Below are 16595 nucleotides of genomic sequence, written 5' to 3' on the forward strand. Positions count from 1 at the left end.
TTTTAAATGATTATTGTCTTTGAAATGAATATGTTATTTTTTTTAATTCGCCTGCAACATTAATTTCATCAACCAAATTAAAGCTGTTTTCGGTAACTTGATTTATATCTAAAACAAAACCATAATTAACTTCTTTTGACTTATGATCGTTAATAATTTTTAAAACAAAGTTTCCTTCTTTATTTATATACCAAGTAATTGGTGAACTAAATTCTTTACACGATGTTTTAGGATTGTTTATAGCCATTTGTCCTTTATTGTTGTTCGAAATAAAGTTCCAGTTGCTACCAATAAAACATTTAGAATCTCCTAAATTAAAAGAGGTAACTTTTAAATAATTATCTCCAGGAAAATTTACCGAAGTAATAGTCCAATTCCCTTTAATAGTTCGTTCAGTTTTGCCGTCTAATTTAGTGTTAACTACTGAAGAAGTAGATTTACACGCAATAAAAGCGGTTAAAAAACAGGTAAGTAATAAGATTTTTTTCATAATAAAAATTAAAATTAGTTTTAGTGAGAATAATGTAAACGATGGTTAAATACCTGATTTAGATCTCTATTGCTTTTAGACACGCAAATGTTAAAAAGTCACTATAAAGATGTAATAAATGTACAACTTTTTTAGCGTTGTAATTAGTTTATTTAAAAATTAAACAAAATAAAAAGAGGCTTATTTTGTTTCTTTAAAATATTAAAATAAGGTTTTTAAAGCTGTTTTATATTTAGTAAATTGCAACACTTTTTAGGGATGATTTCTTTCCCACGCTGCTTTTTCAGTGTTTTTTCTAAATTAAATAGAAAGAAACTATTGAAAGAATAAAGGTAGAACAGGAATAGTTTTTTATGAATTAAAAATTATTTTAAAATGGCTGTTTTAGACCAATTAACTTCGCAACAAGCGATTGAATTAGAGAACAAACATGGTGCTCACAATTACCACCCGTTACCAGTAGTATTAAGTAAAGGTGAAGGTGTATATGTGTGGGATGTTGAAGGTAAAAAATATTACGATTTTTTATCAGCATATTCAGCAGTAAATCAAGGTCATTGTCATCCGAAAATTGTTGGAGCAATGGTAAATCAAGCGCAAACATTAACTTTAACTTCTCGTGCATTTTATAATGACATGTTAGGGAAGTACGAAAAATTTGCAACTGAACTTTTTGGTTTCGATAAATTATTACCAATGAATACTGGTGCTGAAGCTGTAGAAACTGCTTTGAAATTATGTAGAAAATGGGCTTATGAGGTAAAAGGAATTAATGAAAATGATGCACAAATTGTGGTTTGTGAAAATAATTTTCATGGTCGTACTACTACAATTATTTCTTTTTCTAATGATCCTGTGGCGCGCAAAAATTTTGGGCCTTACACTAATGGATTTATTAAAATTGAATACAACAATTTAAAAGCTTTAGAAGAAGCTTTAGAAAGTGATAAAAATATTGCTGGTTTCTTGGTAGAGCCAATTCAAGGAGAAGCAGGAGTTTATGTGCCTTCTGAAGGATATTTAGCAGCAGCAAAAGCATTGTGTGAAAAACATAATGTATTATTTATTGCAGATGAAGTACAAACAGGAATTGCTCGTACTGGTAAAATGTTAGCCGTAGATCATGAAAATGTAAATCCGGATATTTTAATTTTAGGAAAAGCATTAAGTGGAGGTGCTTATCCGGTTTCTGGAGTATTAGCAAATGATGCTATTATGAATGTTATTAAGCCAGGAAATCACGGTTCTACTTTTGGTGGAAATCCTATTGCTGCAGCTGTTGCAATGGCTGCTTTAGAAGTTGTGCAAGAGGAAAGTTTAGCAAAAAACGCTGAAAAATTAGGACAAATTTTTAGAGCTGAATTAGCTGAATTTGCTAAAACAACTGATTTAGTTTTATCTGTTAGAGGAAAAGGGTTGTTAAATGCTGTTTTAATTAATGATACAGAAGAAAGCTCTACAGCTTGGGATATTTGTATGAAATTACGTGATAACGGGTTGTTAGCAAAACCAACACACGGAAACATTATCCGTTTTGCACCGCCTTTAGTAATGAATGAATCGCAATTAATGGATTGTATTTCAATTATAAAGAAAACAATTTCTGATTTTAAAAAGTAATTTTTAAAATTTAATAGATAAAAAAAAGGAACGATTTTAATCGTTCCTTTTTTGTTTTGTACTTTTTTAAATAGCCTGTTTTTTGTGATGGCGAATAATACATAAAATAACTTAGCCCCGATTGTAGCATTTGTTTGAGCTCCTCGCAGAGAGCGAGTGCGGAAAGCGGGAAATAGCTTCGAATAAAAATATTATTTAACTGTTTCGTAAATATTTAAATGTTTTTTTAAAATCCCGGAAGGTGTGTTTTTAGTTTCGTCAAAAATTCGAGTATCGCCAAATAAAATAAAACTTTCTTTGGCTCTAGAAACGGCAACATTTAGCATGTTTGGCTTGTTATCTTTTTCGAAAAATAGGGTGCCTTCATCTTGGTTTGTATAGACAGAACTGAATAAAATAATGTTTCGTTCGGCACCTTGCAAGGCATGTACAGTACCTAGTTTTATATTGTTCACTTTTAGTCCGGCTTCGGTTAAAGCTTTAGATAATTCTCCTTTTTGACTGGCAAATGGTGTAATTATACCTAAAACGCTTTCAATTTCTTCAACATTATAGGCTTTTTGTATGGCTTCTTTATTTTGTTGTAACCACGAAATAATGGCTTTTACTTCGTTAATATTACAGCGGCTATTAAATTTGCGTTCGCTAAATCCTTCTACATGATATGCCATCATTGACGGAAAAACTTGTGTGTCTTTGGCTTTTCCTTTCATTGGTTTTAAAATTCCGTTATATGCTAATTCGTTGCAAAAATTAATAATTTCATCGTTGCATCTTCTGTGTTCTAACAAAACTAAACCTTGTTCTTTTTGCTCTGCTAATGGTGTTTCGAACTCACAAGCATTTTGTGCCATTTTCATGATACTACCGTTGGATGCTAAAAAACCTATTTTGTTTAAATGATTTTCATCGTTTTCATTTAGAAGAATTTGTAGGTTTGTTAAGTTACCAAGATCAATTTTTTTAGGAATAGACCAAATAGGTTCAATTTGCTTTAAATCGCCAATTACAAAGGCTTTTTGAGCTAATGAAAATACGGGAATACTAACTTCGGGTGTTACTTGACCGGCTTCATCAATAATTAAAAGGTCTAAAAAATTATACAACGGAAGGTACTCGAAAATTGGTTTTCCGTTTTCGTTTTCTCCTTGAAATTGACTGTATAAAAAATGACTCGGAGCCATATAAAAAGTAGCCACAAAACAAGGTGTTAACATGGCTCTTCTTTTCCATTTGGCTTTAATAGCATTTTCTCCTGTTCCTTTTTCGGTATCATTTTCAAGAGCATCTTTTGTTGCTAATAACCAACGAGCTTCCCAGTAATGAACGGAAAGTAAAAAAGCTTTATGACGTAATTCCATATCTAACTCGTCATAAAAAAAACGCTGAGTGGTATTGTTAGAGTTTATTTTTTCGTACTCATTATTCCACATTTGTGTTTCTGAGACAAAAGGAAAACCTGTAATTTTATGTTCAGATTTCCAATTTTTTAATTTTAAATTGGCCTGTAAAGCAAGGTTTAAATTAGTTAGACATTCTTTTATAAACGCAATTGTTTTATCATCAGAAGAAAAAACAGCATCAGGAATTTTAAAAATACAATTGTTCGTATCTGTAGTATTATCAGAAGTAACTTTAAAATATTTTTTAACCTGAGTTTTAAAATCAGCGTTTTTAACTGCCGATTTAAGATTGGTAATAATTGTTCTCCATTCTTTAAGAGTTCCAATTTTAAAAGCATCTTTTTTAATAAAATCAGCTTCGTTTAAGAGAATGTTATTAATATAATTTATAGAATTAATGTAGTTGCTTGAGAACTCAACACCGTCTATTAATGTGTTTTGAATGGTGATGATTTCATCTTGCAAATCATCGCAAACATCTTCTAACGAATTTGTTTCGGCATTAAAATAATTACAATAATTGGTTAAAAAATAATATTCGGCTTCATACACGTATTTTTCATCTTCTAAATCGCACAAAGTACCTTCGTTACCAAACATATTTCCTTTTAAATAATTGATGTTTTTTAAGGCTTTTACATTTTTAGAATTTGAAGGTAAATACGTTGCGTAACCATTAAAATCAGGAATCCAGCGTTGGGCTAAATCGCCCATAGAGCTTTCAGAATTGATAAAACTATCAATAATATTAGTAACTGCTTGATTGTTGTTTGAGCAGGCTAAAATTATTGGAGCATCTTCTCCTTTTATGGCCGCTTTTACAAATTCGGTTGCTACTAAACTTTGTAATAAAGTTGTTTTTCCGGTTCCTGGAGGACCATTTACAGCAGTAACAGCGTTTTCTTCGGCAGTTAAATAAGATAATAATGTTTTACGTTGACTGATTGATAACGGAAACTCGTTAGACATTTGACCTAAATGCAAATGATTGTTAGTTAAAAATCCGGCATCGGTAACAGCTTCTATTCTGTTTTTAATAAAAGGATTGATTATTTTTGATAAAACAGGTAACTCTTCGGTGTTTTTTAATAAGTTTTCGTACAAAAATAAAATACTCTTAGCCGTAGATATTTTTGAACTTATCGCAAAATAGGTGAGTTGATATTGTGTGTTGTAATTTTCTGTTTGATAACTGTATATATTATGATTTGTAATTTCGGTAAAAACCTCGTTTATATAATCCCAATATTCATTCCAAGGTACCGTTTCATCTTCATTTTCTGGCTCAGGAGTTTCAATCTCTTTGGCATTTAAAATAGTATCAATAGCCGAAAATATAAAATCGTTTTTTACATCGGCAATCGGTGTTAAATAATTGCGAACTATTAACGGAAATAGTTCTTTTGGAGCCGATAATTGCCCTGATCTATTTACCACAGCTGTAATCCAAAAAGGATGAATAGCACGTTGTTTATAAGCGGAGTTATTTGTTTGATACTCTAAATGAAAAGGAGAAATAAGTATTTTAGTTTCTTCAACCTTGTGCCAATTGGTATTGTCTTTTTTGGTAATTCCTTTTAATCTGTTAATTCTTCTTTCTTCAACATCTAACAATTCATTTGCTTGTTTTGAGTTGATAAGTGCATTGCTTAAATCGGAAGAGTTTTGATGAAATAAATTCTTGATTTTAGCAATGTCAATAGCTAAATTTTCGCTATCAGATAAGCTGTTTTTATAATATTGTAACCAGTTTTTTTCGTTTTTCATACTTATGAAGAAGTCCAGATTTTGTAATAATAAAGAAAGCGAAAATAGAATATTAGAAGTCTTTAAATTGATTTTTTAAAGTCTTTTTATTAACCAAAAGCAGCAATTTTTTAACTGATTCGTATTTAGTGAAATAGCAAAAGCGATTTGAAAACAGAGAAACATAAAATTTATCAGCTCTGTTGCAGTTAAGAATTTTGAGGCTCTTTAAATAGAAGTCTTAACTACGCCCGACCTAACAACAAATGTATTTAATAATAAAAAGTTATTTACTGCTGCGCGTAATAATGATAATCTTTAATTACTGTGTCTATAAAATCCATTGGAGTTTGCTCAGTAGTAATGTTGGTTATCTCTTTCACTTTTTTGCTGAGCTTTACTATTACTTGATGATTTCTTTTTTTTCGAGCATCATGATATACTTTTCTAATGGTATGAATATCATTGTCGGTTAAAAGAGTTACTTGTGAATATATTGGTGTATAATTATCAAGAATATCATTTGCAATAGTATCTTTTAAGGTAATTTTTTTCTTTTCAGAAATAACAGTTGTACTTGCAGCTAAATCGCCTAATCGTTGCCCTTTTCCGTTTAAAAGAATGGTTAAAACAGCAACCGATCCACCTGCCAAACTAAAATCGATAATACGCAATAACCAACGAATTAAATAGCTACCAAAAGTTGGTTTAGAACCATCAATTTTTACAACTCTGGTTTGATTAAAATATTTACCAGGTGTTTGCCCATTCATTAAAACTTCAAAAAGTAAACTATAAAAAAAAACGGGTAAAGCCAAAAGAACATACAAACTCATATATTCCATACTTGGTGCTATATCTAACATACCCATTATAAAAAATATGATGATATAATAACCAATGATAAATAAAATATCAATTAAATAAGAACCAATACGAGTAGTGATGTGTGCTACATTTTGTTTGATTGAAATATTTTGAGCTGTTTCAATTTGAAAGTTATCCATTAATTAGTTTTTCATTTTTTTATTGATAGTTCTTCTAACTTTTTTTAGTTTAGCGAAGATAAAAATATTCTATGATTAGAGAAGTTTCTTGTAAAATTTGCTGTAATTTTTTTTCTGAATGAGAGAAGCTGCTTTTGTAAAAAAAAACAAAGAAAAATGGCAATTGTTTGAAGATACGTTGTATAAAAAAACAACGCTTTCTCCAGATAAATTGTCTGACTTATATGTTGAACTTACAGATGATTTAAGTTACGCAAAAATCTTTTATCCGAAAGGAAATACTTTGGTGTATTTAAATTCGATAGCCTCAATTGCGCATCAAAAAATATATAAAACTAAAAAAGAAAGTAAAAATAGATTTATTAGTTTTTTTAAAACGGAGTTTCCGCTACTGTTTTATACACATCAAAAACAATTATTAATTGCCTTTATTGTATTTGCTTTTTTTAGCTTGGTAGGCGCTTTTTCATCTGCAAATGATGTTGATTTTGTGCGTCTTATTTTGGGAGATAGTTATGTAAATATGACCTTAGAAAATATTGAAAAGGGCGATCCGATGGCAGTATATAAAAAAGCCAATGAGGTTAATATGTTTATAGGTATTACCATAAATAATATTAAAGTTGCCATGTATGCTTTTGTTTTAGGGATGTTGTTTTCTGTAGGAACTTTATATATTATGATGCAAAACGGAATAATGTTGGGCTCATTTTTATATTTTTTTTATGATAAAGGTTTGCTTTGGGAATCGTCTAGAACTATTTGGATTCACGGTACCATAGAAATATCAGTTATTGTAATTGCAGGTTGTGCAGGTTTAGTTTTAGGTAACGGATTGTTGTTTCCGAAAACTTATTCGCGATTAGAATCTTTTAAACGGAGTATGAAAGACGGATTAAAAATAATGGTTAGTACGATTCCGTTTTTTATCATCGCCGGTTTTTTAGAAGGTTTTGTAACCAGACATACCGAAATGCCAGATTGGTTGGCAATTTTCATCATTGCGTTATCCTTAGCAATTATTATATTTTACTACGTAATATACCCAATTCAACTACATAAAAAATCAATTATCAATCAACCAACTTATGAATAAAGAATACATCGAATTTAAAAAAGAAAGAGATTTAGGAGCCATTATTACTGATGCTTTTAAATTTATTCGATTAGAAGGAAAACAATTTTTTTTAACGATATTAAAAACAGCAGCAATTCCTATTTTAATAGCAGTCGCGGCAATGGTTTATTATATGATGTCTATGTCGTCATTAATGTCTGAAGATGTTAGTGGAGTTGTAGGTATGCTTAGTTCGGCTTTAATAATGATGGTAGCTTACTTAGTTGCTTTTATATTTATCAATTTAGCAGGAATGCACTATATAAAATCATATATAAATAATAAAGGAAGAGTAAACCAAGAAGAAATTAGAATAGGTGTAAGAGAAAGATTTTGGTCGTTTACCGGTTTCGGATTTTTATCAGGAATTATAATTTTTATAAGTGTAATGTTATGTGTTTTTCCGATATTTTATACTTGGACAGTTTTGTCTTTGGGAGCTTCGATATTAGTTTTCGAAAACGAATCAGCAACCAGTACTATTGGTAGATGTTTTAGTTTTATTAGCGGACACTTTTTTGAAACATTCGGAGTTTTATTTGTAGTTGCTCTTTTAGTAGGTGTATTAGGCTATGTTTTTCAAATACCAGCACTTGTTTATCAACTTGTACAAATGGGAATAGGAATGAATAGCGAAGATCCTACAGCTGTATTTGGTTTGTTTAGCGATCCTATTTATTTGTTTTTAAATTTAGTATCTATCGTTGGTCAGTTTATGTTTTACTCAATAACTTTAGTAACCAATGTATTTTTATATTTTGATATTAACGAACAAAAAAACTTAACAGGAACCATTGAAACTATTGATAGTTTAGGTGAATAATAATATTTTGAAAAACTTACTTTTATACATAACGTTCTTGTTTTTTTCTTTTTCGATGTTTTCTCAAACATCAAAGAAAGAAGTGTTTTTTGACGATTCTTTTATTGAACAAAAAAAGTTTGATTCGAAAAAAATAGAAAAATATAAAGCGCAAGATGAGTTTATTTATATTGTAGAAAAACGCGAACCAACAATTATAGAAAAGGCTTGGAATTGGTTTAAACGCACTATAAAAAAAGTACTTTCTTATATTTTTGATGATATTTCGCCAGCAGTAGGTTTTTTAAAAATAGTTTTAGGCGTATTACCTTATATAATTGCAGGTTTAGTATTCTTTTTTATCATTAAATTCTTTTTAAAAGTAAACGCACGAAATATTTTAGAAGGCAAAACAGCAAAATCGATTGTAAATTTATCAGATGAAGAAATGTTGATAAAAGAACGCGATTTATCAAAGCTAATAAAACAAGCCATTGCCGAAGAAAATTACAAATTAGCAACCAGATATTACTATTTATTAGTGCTTAAAAACTTATCAGAAAAAGAGTTGATTTCTTGGCAACAAGAAAAAACGAACGAAGATTATATAAAAGAATTAGCATTAAATAAGGTTTTAAATAAAGAGTTTAAAAAGTTAACACATTTATACGATTACGTTTGGTATGGTGAGTTTTTAATTGATAAAGAAAAATTTTTACAAGCAGAAGCAAACTTTAAAAAAGTAATTGCTAAAATTTAATACTTTGGATAAAAAACTAAAAATATATATTGGTTTATTAGTGTTTATAATACTTGGCATCGCGTATGTTGAGTCGATAAAACCAAAAGAAATTAATTGGTTTCCTAGTTATGATGCAAAACATAAAATTCCGTACGGAACTTATGTATTACACAAAGAAATGACTACGTTTTTTTCAGAAAAAGGAATGAGAGACGTTTACCAAGCTCCGTATTTATTTTTAAAAGATTCAACAAATAAAGGAACTTATTTTTTTGTTGATGGACAATTAAATTTTGGAAAAGAAGAATTTAATGAGTTGTTAAAATTTGTAAAAAGAGGAAACAATGTTTTTATTGCATCAAACGGAGTAAATATTGACACTTTAGGTGTAAAATCTAAACGTTTAAGTACTACAGCTTTTGAAGAAAAAGCATATCAAAAATTAGTAAACAAAAACTTAAACACTAGCGAATATTATTTTGATAGAGATTTTGCAAAAGCTTATTTTTCTGAAATAGATACTTTAAAAACTACTGTTTTAGGAGAATTACTTATTAAAAACGAAAATGATTCTATTGTAAGTCGTAAACCTAATTTTATTAAAACCAATTTTGGTAAAGGCGCTTTTTATTTACATACATTTCCAGAAGCGTTTACTAATTACAACATGCTTTTAAATAAAAATTATGAGTATGTAGCAAGTGTATTATCATATTTAAGCAACAAATCAGAAAAACAATACACGAATTTTAGTGATAACTCAACTATACTTTGGGACGCTTATTATAAAACAGGAAAAAGCGGTATATCTTCACCAATGTATTATATTTTAAGTTCTAAGCATTTAAAATGGGCATATTACATCGCATTAATAGGTGTCTTGTTTTTTGTGATTTTTAAAGGAAAAAGAAATCAACGATTAATTCCTGTAATTACACCTTTAAAAAATCAAACCTTAGCATTTACTCGTACTATTGCGAATATGTATTACGAAAAATCAGATCATAAAAATATAGCAACTCATAAAATAAATTACTTTTTAGAATATATAAGAATCCATCATCGGTTATCAACCTTAAAAATTGATGCTAGTTTTTATGAAAAATTAGCAAACAGAAGTGGTAATTCTATTGAAAAAGTAACGGAGTTGTTTGAAAAAATATCGCAAATAAAATTAAAAAATACTATTTCAGAGGAAGAATTAGTAAGTTTAAACAAGGAAATTGAAGCTTTTAAAGCATAAAAAAATAAAAGTATGAATACAGAAAATAATCCAACAACAGAAGGAGACGAACTATTTTCAAACAGAATAGATTTATCAAAATTAAAAGAAGCAGTTGTTAAGATAAAAGAACAGTTAGCGAAAGTAATTGTTGGTCAAGAAGAGTTTGTAGAACTATTATTGGTTTCGTTGTTAGCAGATGGACATGTGTTAATTGAAGGTGTACCAGGAGTTGCAAAAACAGTTACTGCAAAGTTATTAGCAAAAACCATTGCTACCGATTTTAGTAGAATTCAGTTTACACCCGATTTAATGCCTTCGGATGTTTTAGGAACATCTATTTTAAATATGAAAACATCAGATTTCGAATTTAAAAAAGGACCCATTTTTTCTAATGTTGTATTGATTGATGAGATTAACAGGGCGCCTGCAAAAACGCAAGCGGCTTTGTTTGAGGTGATGGAAGAAAAACAAATTACGATGGATGGAACTCGATATAAAATGAATCCGCCATTTATGGTTTTGGCAACTCAAAATCCGATAGAACAAGAGGGAACTTACGCATTGCCAGAAGCACAATTAGACCGTTTTTTATTCAAAATAAACGTTGGATATCCGAATTTAGAAGAGGAAATTAAAATAATTACAGCACATAACGATAGAAAAGGTGCTTTGCCACAATCTAAAATTGAAGCTGTTTTAACCGAAGCTGATTTGTTAGAATACAGAAGTAAGGTTTTTGAGGTGTTGGTAGAAGAAAAAATTATAAAATACATTGCCCAGTTAATATCAAATACTCGTAATAATGCACATTTATATTTAGGAGGTTCTCCAAGAGCAAGTATTGCGGTATTAATGGCATCAAAAGCATTTGCAGCAATTAACGGACGTGATTTTGTGATTCCTGAAGATGTAAAAAAGAGTATTTACCCAGTTTTACGTCATCGAATAATGTTAACTCCAGAACGCGAAATGGAAGGAATGACGACAGATAGGGTTATCGAAATGATTGTGCAATCTGTAGAAGTACCAAGATAGTGATTCAGTTTTTAAAATCCATATACATCCACAACCGCTTTTTTAGTTATATAAGCGTGTTATCGGCATTATTTTTAGTGTCGTTTTGGTTTCCAATTATATACAATATAGCGTGGTTATTGGTTGGGTTATTTGTTTTAACGATGTGTATCGATTTACTTATTCTATATCGATTTAAAAACGGATTTTCATCAAAACGAATTGTGTCAGATAAATTATCAAATTCTGATGACAATGAAATCGCAATTACGTTAGAAAACAAGTATCCATTTCAAGTTTTTATTGATGTAATAGATGAATTACCTGCACAATTTCAAAAAAGAGATTTTGATTACAAAACCTCGCTTCAATCTGCCGAAAAATCAACTTTTACCTATAGTGTTCGTCCAGTAGAAAGAGGTGCTTATAATTTCGGAAATTTACATGTTTTTGTCTCATCAGTATTGCAATTATTTTCGAGAAGATATACTTTTTCTGATGGCAAGAGTGTAAAAGTGTATCCGTCGTATATTCAAATGAAAAAGTACGAATTCTTGGCAATGCACAATAATTTGACGGAATTCGGAATGAAAAAAATCAGACGAATTGGTCAAACAATGGAGTTTGAACAGATTAAAAATTACATTCCAGGTGATGATGTTCGTAACGTAAATTGGAAAGCAACCGCTAAAAGAGGCGCCTTGATGGTAAACCAATATCAGGATGAGAAATCACAACCAATTTATTCAGTTATCGATTTAGGGCGTGTTATGAAAATGCCTTTTAAAGGATTAAGTTTGTTAGATTATGCTATAAATTCGGCTTTAGCTTTTTCAAATATAGCCTTGTTAAAAAATGATAAAGCAGGTATGCTAACGTTTTCTAAAAATGTAGAAAAAATTATTGCTGCAAGTAATAAAAAAACAAACCTATCGGTAATTAACGAAGAACTATATAATATTACAACCAATTTTACCGATGCTAATTTTGCACTATTATATGCAACGATTAAAAGAAAAATAAATCAACGAAGTTTAATTATTTTATATACAAATTTTGAGCACATTTCAGCTTTAAAACGACAATTACCATTTTTAAAAGCAATTGCTAAAAAACACTTACTAGTTACTGTTTTTTTTGAAAATACAGCGTTAGATAGTTTGATAACCGAAAAATCAGAAGATTTACAGAGTATTTATCATAAAACAATTGCTGAGAAATATGCGTTTGAAAAACGTTTAATAGTAAAAGAGTTAGAGCGAAACAGTATCCATGCTATTTTAACCAAACCACAACAATTATCGGTAAATGTGATAAATAAATACCTGGAGTTTAAAGCAAAAGGAATGATATAAAAAAAGCAACCAAATTTGGTTGCTTTTTTTTATGAAGTTAAAAAGTGATTATTATTCACTATCACTCATTGTACTTTTTTCTTTTTTAGCGATATAACCTTTAATCTTAAGCATTTTTCTAGATTTTTTAGCATTAGAAATTACAGTAATTGCTTTAGAAAAACCTCCTGGTTTTTTAGTATCGTAAGAAACTTCAATTTGTCCTTTTTGACCTGGCATAATTGGTGCTTCAGGTTTTTTAGGAACCGTACATCCACAAGTAGATTTAATATCTTTAATAATTAAAGGAGCATCTCCTACATTTGTAAATTCAAAAGTACGTTTTCCTTCAGATCCTAAAGCTATTTTTCCGTAGTTAATAGTTTCAGTTTCAAATTTAAATTCTTGAGCGTTAACTGTTAATGAAATAAAACAAACAGCAATGATTGATAAAATTGTTTTCATAATTGATAAAATTAAATTTAAGGGATTAAACCTTTACAAATTTAGTGTTAATTTTTAAGTTATAAAAAAACAACGTCTTATTTTCTGTACCTCAGAGATAGTTGTATTTTTGCTTATTGAATTCAAAAACAATGCCAAAAAGTTAAAATCGTAACTATTTGGTTATAAAAGAAATAAATACAGATGAATATTCCATCAAAATATAATTCGAACGAAGTAGAAGGGAAGTGGTATGACTATTGGATGAAACACAATTATTTTCATTCGGAAGTAGATGATAGAGAGCCTTATACTATTGTAATTCCGCCACCAAATGTAACGGGAGTTTTACACATGGGGCACATGTTAAATAACACAATTCAAGATGTGTTAATTCGTCGTGCACGTTTACAAGGTAAAAACGCTTGTTGGGTGCCTGGTACCGATCATGCATCAATTGCTACTGAAGCTAAGGTTGTTGCTAAATTAAAAGAGCAAGGAATTGATAAAAACGATTTAACACGTGAAGAATTTTTAGCACATGCGTGGGAATGGAAAAATGAATATGGTGGAATTATTTTAGATCAACTAAAAAAGTTAGGAGCTTCTTGTGATTGGGAACGTACTGCTTTTACTATGGATCCTAAATTATCGGAATCTGTAATTAAAGTTTTTGTTGATTTATATAACAAAGGATTAATTTACCGTGGTTATAGAATGGTAAATTGGGATCCGGAAGCTAAAACAACATTGTCTGATGAAGAAGTAATTCATGTAGAAAAGCAAGGAAACCTTTATTATTTAGAATATCAAATTGAAGGATCGGAAGATAAATTAACCATTGCAACAACACGTCCTGAAACTATTTTTGGAGATACCGCAATTTGTATCAACCCTAATGACGAGCGTTTTACACATTTAAAAGGTAAAAAAGCAATAGTGCCGCTTTGCGGAAGAGTTATTCCGATTATTGAAGATGAATATGTTGATGTAGAGTTCGGAACGGGATGTTTAAAAGTAACACCTGCACACGATGAAAATGATAAAGTTCTGGGTGATAAACACAAATTAGAAGTAATTGACATTTTTAATGATGATGCTTCATTAAACTCTTTTGGATTACATTACGAAGGGAAAGATCGTTTTGTAGCTCGTAAAGAAGTAGTAAAAGAATTAGAAGAAAAAGGAATTTTAATTAAAACAGAAGTTCATACCAATAAAGTAGGTACATCTGAAAGAACCAAAGCGGTTATAGAGCCAAGATTATCAGATCAATGGTTTTTAAAGATGGAAGATTTGGTAAAACCAGCTATTGAGGCGGTTTTAGGTGATGATACTGATATTAATTTATATCCGAAGAAATTTGAAAACACCTACCGTCACTGGATGGAGAATATTCGCGATTGGAATATTTCGCGTCAATTATGGTGGGGACAACAAATTCCGGCATATTTTTATGGAGACGGAAAAGAAGATTTTGTAGTTGCAGAGAGTAGAGAAGAGGCTGTTAAATTAGCTCAAGAAAAAACAAAGAATAATTCGCTGTCGGCGTCTGACTTAAGACAAGATGAAGATGCTTTAGATACTTGGTTTTCTTCTTGGCTATGGCCAATGAGTGTTTTTGACGGAATTAACAATCCAGAGAATGAAGAAATTAAATATTACTATCCTACAAACGATTTAGTTACCGGACCAGATATTTTATTTTTCTGGGTAGCACGTATGATTATTGCAGGATATGAATACAAAGACGAAAAACCTTTTAAAAATGTTTATTTAACAGGTTTGGTACGCGATAAACAGCGTAGAAAAATGTCTAAATCGTTAGGGAACTCACCAGATGCTTTAAAATTAATTGAAGATTATGGAGCAGATGGCGTTAGAGTTGGTTTGTTGTTAAGTGCAGCAGCGGGTAATGATTTAATGTTTGATGAAGATTTATGTCAGCAAGGAAAAGGATTTTCTAATAAAATATGGAATGCTTTCCGTTTGGTAAAAGGTTGGCAAGTAGATGCTACTTTAGCACAGCCAGAAGCTGCAAAAATAGGATTAGAATGGTACAATGCTAAGTTTCAAACAGTATTAGCAGAAGTTGAAGATCATTTTTCTAAATATCGTTTATCAGATGCTTTAATGGCTATCTATAAATTAATTATGGACGATTTTTCTTCATGGTTATTAGAAACAGTTAAACCAGCTTATCAGCAACCAATTGATAAAAAAACATTTGATGCTGTGATTGCAATTTTTGAAGATAATTTAAAAGTATTGCATCCATTTATGCCTTTTTTATCAGAAGAAATTTGGCAATATATTGCAGAAAGAACACCAGAGGAAGCGTTAATAATCGCTAAATATCCAGAGCTTAAAGAAGTTAATACGGCTATTATTAGTCAGTTTGAGTTTGCAACCAACGTTGTTTCTGGTATTAGAACTATTAGAAAAGATAAAAACATTTCGTTTAAAGATGCGGTAGAATTATCAGTATTAAATAATGAAAATTTTACTAAAGATTTTGATGTAGTTGTGCAAAAATTAACAAACACATCTGTTATAAACTACGTTTCAGAAAAAGTAGAAGGAGCTTCGTTTAGAGTAAAATCTAACGAATATTTTATTCCTGTAGCTGTAGAAAATATTGATATTGAAGCTGAAACTAAAAAATTAGAAGCAGAGTTAAAAAGAGCAGAAGGTTTCTTATTTGGTATTCAAAAGAAATTATCAAACGAACGTTTTGTAAGCAATGCACCAGCGCAAGTAATTACTATAGAACGTAAAAAAGAGAGTGATACAATTGCAAAAATTGAAACTATAAAATCTAGTTTAGCTAGTTTGCAATAAATTTTTAGTTAATAAATAGTACAAAAAAATCCGTAACTCTTGTTACGGATTTTTTTATGAAAAATAGTTAAATTAATTTTTGTCAATTACATCGCCAGAACCAACAGAATTAGTGTCAATATGTTTAGGAGCTCCTTTATAATGAACACTTCCAGAACCGACAATACTTGCTTTTATATTTGAGTTAACTGTTGTTTGAATATTACCAGAACCCGCAATACTAGCTTTAACAGAATTAGCATCTAAGTTATATGCTTTTAAATTACCAGAACCTGCAATTGAACATTTTAAATGATCAGTTTCACCATTTAATTTAATGTTACCAGAGCCTCCAATAGAAGTTTTTACGGTATTAGAGTTAACATTAGCGGTAATATTACCAGAACCACCAATATTAAAAGAAACATTGTCTGTTTTAATATTTTTTTTAACAATTACATTACCAGATCCTCCCAAAGAAATCGCGTTGATGCTTTTAAAAGGAATGGTAATTGTTAAGTTTTGAGTAGTTTTTATATTCGTATTTTCTTTAAACTGAACTTTTAACTTTCCGTTTTTTACTTCAGTTTCAATATAGGGTAATATGTTTTCCTCTCCTTTAAGAGTTATTGTGCCAACATTACCATCAACAAGATTTACATTAAAAGATCCACCAATGTTTACTTTTTCAAAAGAACTGATCGTTCTTGTTTTAGTAATAACTTTTCCGTTACCTTTAATTTTTTTAGAATTCCACCAGCTTTGAGCGTTAATTGTAAAAGAAGTTAAAATTAAAGCGATTATAAGAATTTGTTTTTTCATGTTGTTTAT

Annotated in this window: 13 protein-coding genes; 8 read left to right on the top strand and 5 right to left on the bottom strand. The window is 29.9% G+C overall.

Annotation, left to right across the window (positions count from 1 at the left end; all coding sequences use genetic code 11):
- Positions 1-10 precede the first annotated feature (10 nt).
- Entirely contained in the window at positions 11-490 is a 480-nt protein-coding gene (locus tag ACN5J5_RS11010) for a hypothetical protein (protein WP_418644944.1), read from the bottom strand.
- A 375-nt stretch (positions 491-865) separates the two neighbouring features.
- On the opposite strand from ACN5J5_RS11010, the gene rocD reads away from it, so the two are divergent.
- Positions 866-2110, top strand: coding sequence for an ornithine--oxo-acid transaminase (gene rocD, locus ACN5J5_RS11015; RefSeq protein WP_418644945.1), 1245 nt, complete (start codon positions 866-868; stop codon positions 2108-2110).
- A 191-nt stretch (positions 2111-2301) separates the two neighbouring features.
- On the opposite strand, the gene ACN5J5_RS11020 is transcribed toward rocD, so the two are convergent.
- Both ACN5J5_RS11020 and ACN5J5_RS11025 read right to left on the bottom strand, forming a co-directional pair.
- A complete protein-coding gene (locus tag ACN5J5_RS11020) occupies positions 2302-5280 on the bottom strand; it encodes a DEAD/DEAH box helicase (RefSeq protein ID WP_418644946.1) in 2979 nt (992 codons plus the stop codon).
- Between the two features lie 269 nt (positions 5281-5549).
- Complete coding sequence (locus ACN5J5_RS11025; RefSeq protein WP_418644947.1) at positions 5550-6266, bottom strand: RDD family protein; 717 nt, start codon at positions 6264-6266, stop codon at positions 5550-5552.
- Positions 6267-6384: 118 nt separating this feature from the next.
- Between ACN5J5_RS11025 and ACN5J5_RS11030 the strand changes: the two genes are divergently transcribed.
- The 6 genes from ACN5J5_RS11030 to ACN5J5_RS11055 are packed head-to-tail and all read left to right on the top strand — an operon-like array spanning position 6385 to position 12521.
- The gene (locus tag ACN5J5_RS11030; protein WP_418644948.1) at positions 6385-7362 is read left to right on the top strand and encodes a stage II sporulation protein M; all 978 of its coding nucleotides are present in this window, start codon (positions 6385-6387) and stop codon (positions 7360-7362) included.
- The gene (locus tag ACN5J5_RS11035) at positions 7355-8206 is read left to right on the top strand and encodes a hypothetical protein (RefSeq protein ID WP_418644949.1); all 852 of its coding nucleotides are present in this window, start codon (positions 7355-7357) and stop codon (positions 8204-8206) included. The genes ACN5J5_RS11030 and ACN5J5_RS11035 overlap by 8 nt, the downstream gene beginning before the upstream one ends.
- A 7-nt stretch (positions 8207-8213) precedes the next feature.
- The gene (locus ACN5J5_RS11040) at positions 8214-8945 is read left to right on the top strand and encodes a DUF4129 domain-containing protein (protein ID WP_418644950.1); all 732 of its coding nucleotides are present in this window, start codon (positions 8214-8216) and stop codon (positions 8943-8945) included.
- Positions 8946-8949: 4 nt separating this feature from the next.
- Complete coding sequence (locus tag ACN5J5_RS11045; protein WP_418644951.1) at positions 8950-10170, top strand: DUF4350 domain-containing protein; 1221 nt, start codon at positions 8950-8952, stop codon at positions 10168-10170.
- Between the two features lie 12 nt (positions 10171-10182).
- Positions 10183-11187, top strand: coding sequence for an AAA family ATPase (locus tag ACN5J5_RS11050; RefSeq protein WP_418644952.1), 1005 nt, complete (start codon positions 10183-10185; stop codon positions 11185-11187).
- A gap of 2 nt (positions 11188-11189) precedes the next feature.
- Positions 11190-12521: a DUF58 domain-containing protein gene (locus tag ACN5J5_RS11055; protein WP_418646546.1), complete on the top strand. Its 1332-nt coding sequence runs from the start codon at positions 11190-11192 to the stop codon at positions 12519-12521.
- A gap of 51 nt (positions 12522-12572) precedes the next feature.
- Here ACN5J5_RS11055 and ACN5J5_RS11060 read toward each other — a convergent pair whose 3' ends face one another.
- The gene (locus ACN5J5_RS11060) at positions 12573-12965 is read right to left on the bottom strand and encodes a DUF1573 domain-containing protein (RefSeq protein WP_418644953.1); all 393 of its coding nucleotides are present in this window, start codon (positions 12963-12965) and stop codon (positions 12573-12575) included.
- Positions 12966-13148: 183 nt separating this feature from the next.
- Between ACN5J5_RS11060 and ACN5J5_RS11065 the strand changes: the two genes are divergently transcribed.
- The gene (locus ACN5J5_RS11065) at positions 13149-15785 is read left to right on the top strand and encodes a valine--tRNA ligase (RefSeq protein WP_418644954.1); all 2637 of its coding nucleotides are present in this window, start codon (positions 13149-13151) and stop codon (positions 15783-15785) included.
- A 72-nt stretch (positions 15786-15857) separates the two neighbouring features.
- Here the strand turns inward: ACN5J5_RS11065 and ACN5J5_RS11070 are convergent, their stop codons facing one another.
- A complete protein-coding gene (locus tag ACN5J5_RS11070) occupies positions 15858-16586 on the bottom strand; it encodes a head GIN domain-containing protein (RefSeq protein ID WP_418644955.1) in 729 nt (242 codons plus the stop codon).
- Positions 16587-16595: the final 9 nt, after the last annotated feature.

It is taken from the genome of Tenacibaculum insulae, from assembly GCF_964512435.1.
Taxonomy (GTDB): Bacteria; Bacteroidota; Bacteroidia; order Flavobacteriales; family Flavobacteriaceae; genus Polaribacter; species Polaribacter insulae_A.

Excerpts from the sequence above, each read along its gene's own strand:
- ACN5J5_RS11050 (WP_418644952.1), top strand. The coding sequence starts at position 10,183 with ATGAATACAGAAAATAATCCAACAACAGAAGGAGACGAACTATTTTCA.
- ACN5J5_RS11010 (WP_418644944.1), bottom strand. The coding sequence starts at position 490 with ATGAAAAAAATCTTATTACTTACCTGTTTTTTAACCGCTTTTATTGCG.
- ACN5J5_RS11030 (WP_418644948.1), top strand. The coding sequence starts at position 6,385 with ATGAGAGAAGCTGCTTTTGTAAAAAAAAACAAAGAAAAATGGCAATTG.
- ACN5J5_RS11060 (WP_418644953.1), bottom strand. The coding sequence starts at position 12,965 with ATGAAAACAATTTTATCAATCATTGCTGTTTGTTTTATTTCATTAACA.
- rocD (WP_418644945.1), top strand. The coding sequence starts at position 866 with ATGGCTGTTTTAGACCAATTAACTTCGCAACAAGCGATTGAATTAGAG.
- ACN5J5_RS11065 (WP_418644954.1), top strand. The coding sequence starts at position 13,149 with ATGAATATTCCATCAAAATATAATTCGAACGAAGTAGAAGGGAAGTGG.
- ACN5J5_RS11035 (WP_418644949.1), top strand. The coding sequence starts at position 7,355 with ATGAATAAAGAATACATCGAATTTAAAAAAGAAAGAGATTTAGGAGCC.
- ACN5J5_RS11020 (WP_418644946.1), bottom strand. The coding sequence starts at position 5,280 with ATGAAAAACGAAAAAAACTGGTTACAATATTATAAAAACAGCTTATCT.
- ACN5J5_RS11025 (WP_418644947.1), bottom strand. The coding sequence starts at position 6,266 with ATGGATAACTTTCAAATTGAAACAGCTCAAAATATTTCAATCAAACAA.
- ACN5J5_RS11070 (WP_418644955.1), bottom strand. The coding sequence starts at position 16,586 with ATGAAAAAACAAATTCTTATAATCGCTTTAATTTTAACTTCTTTTACA.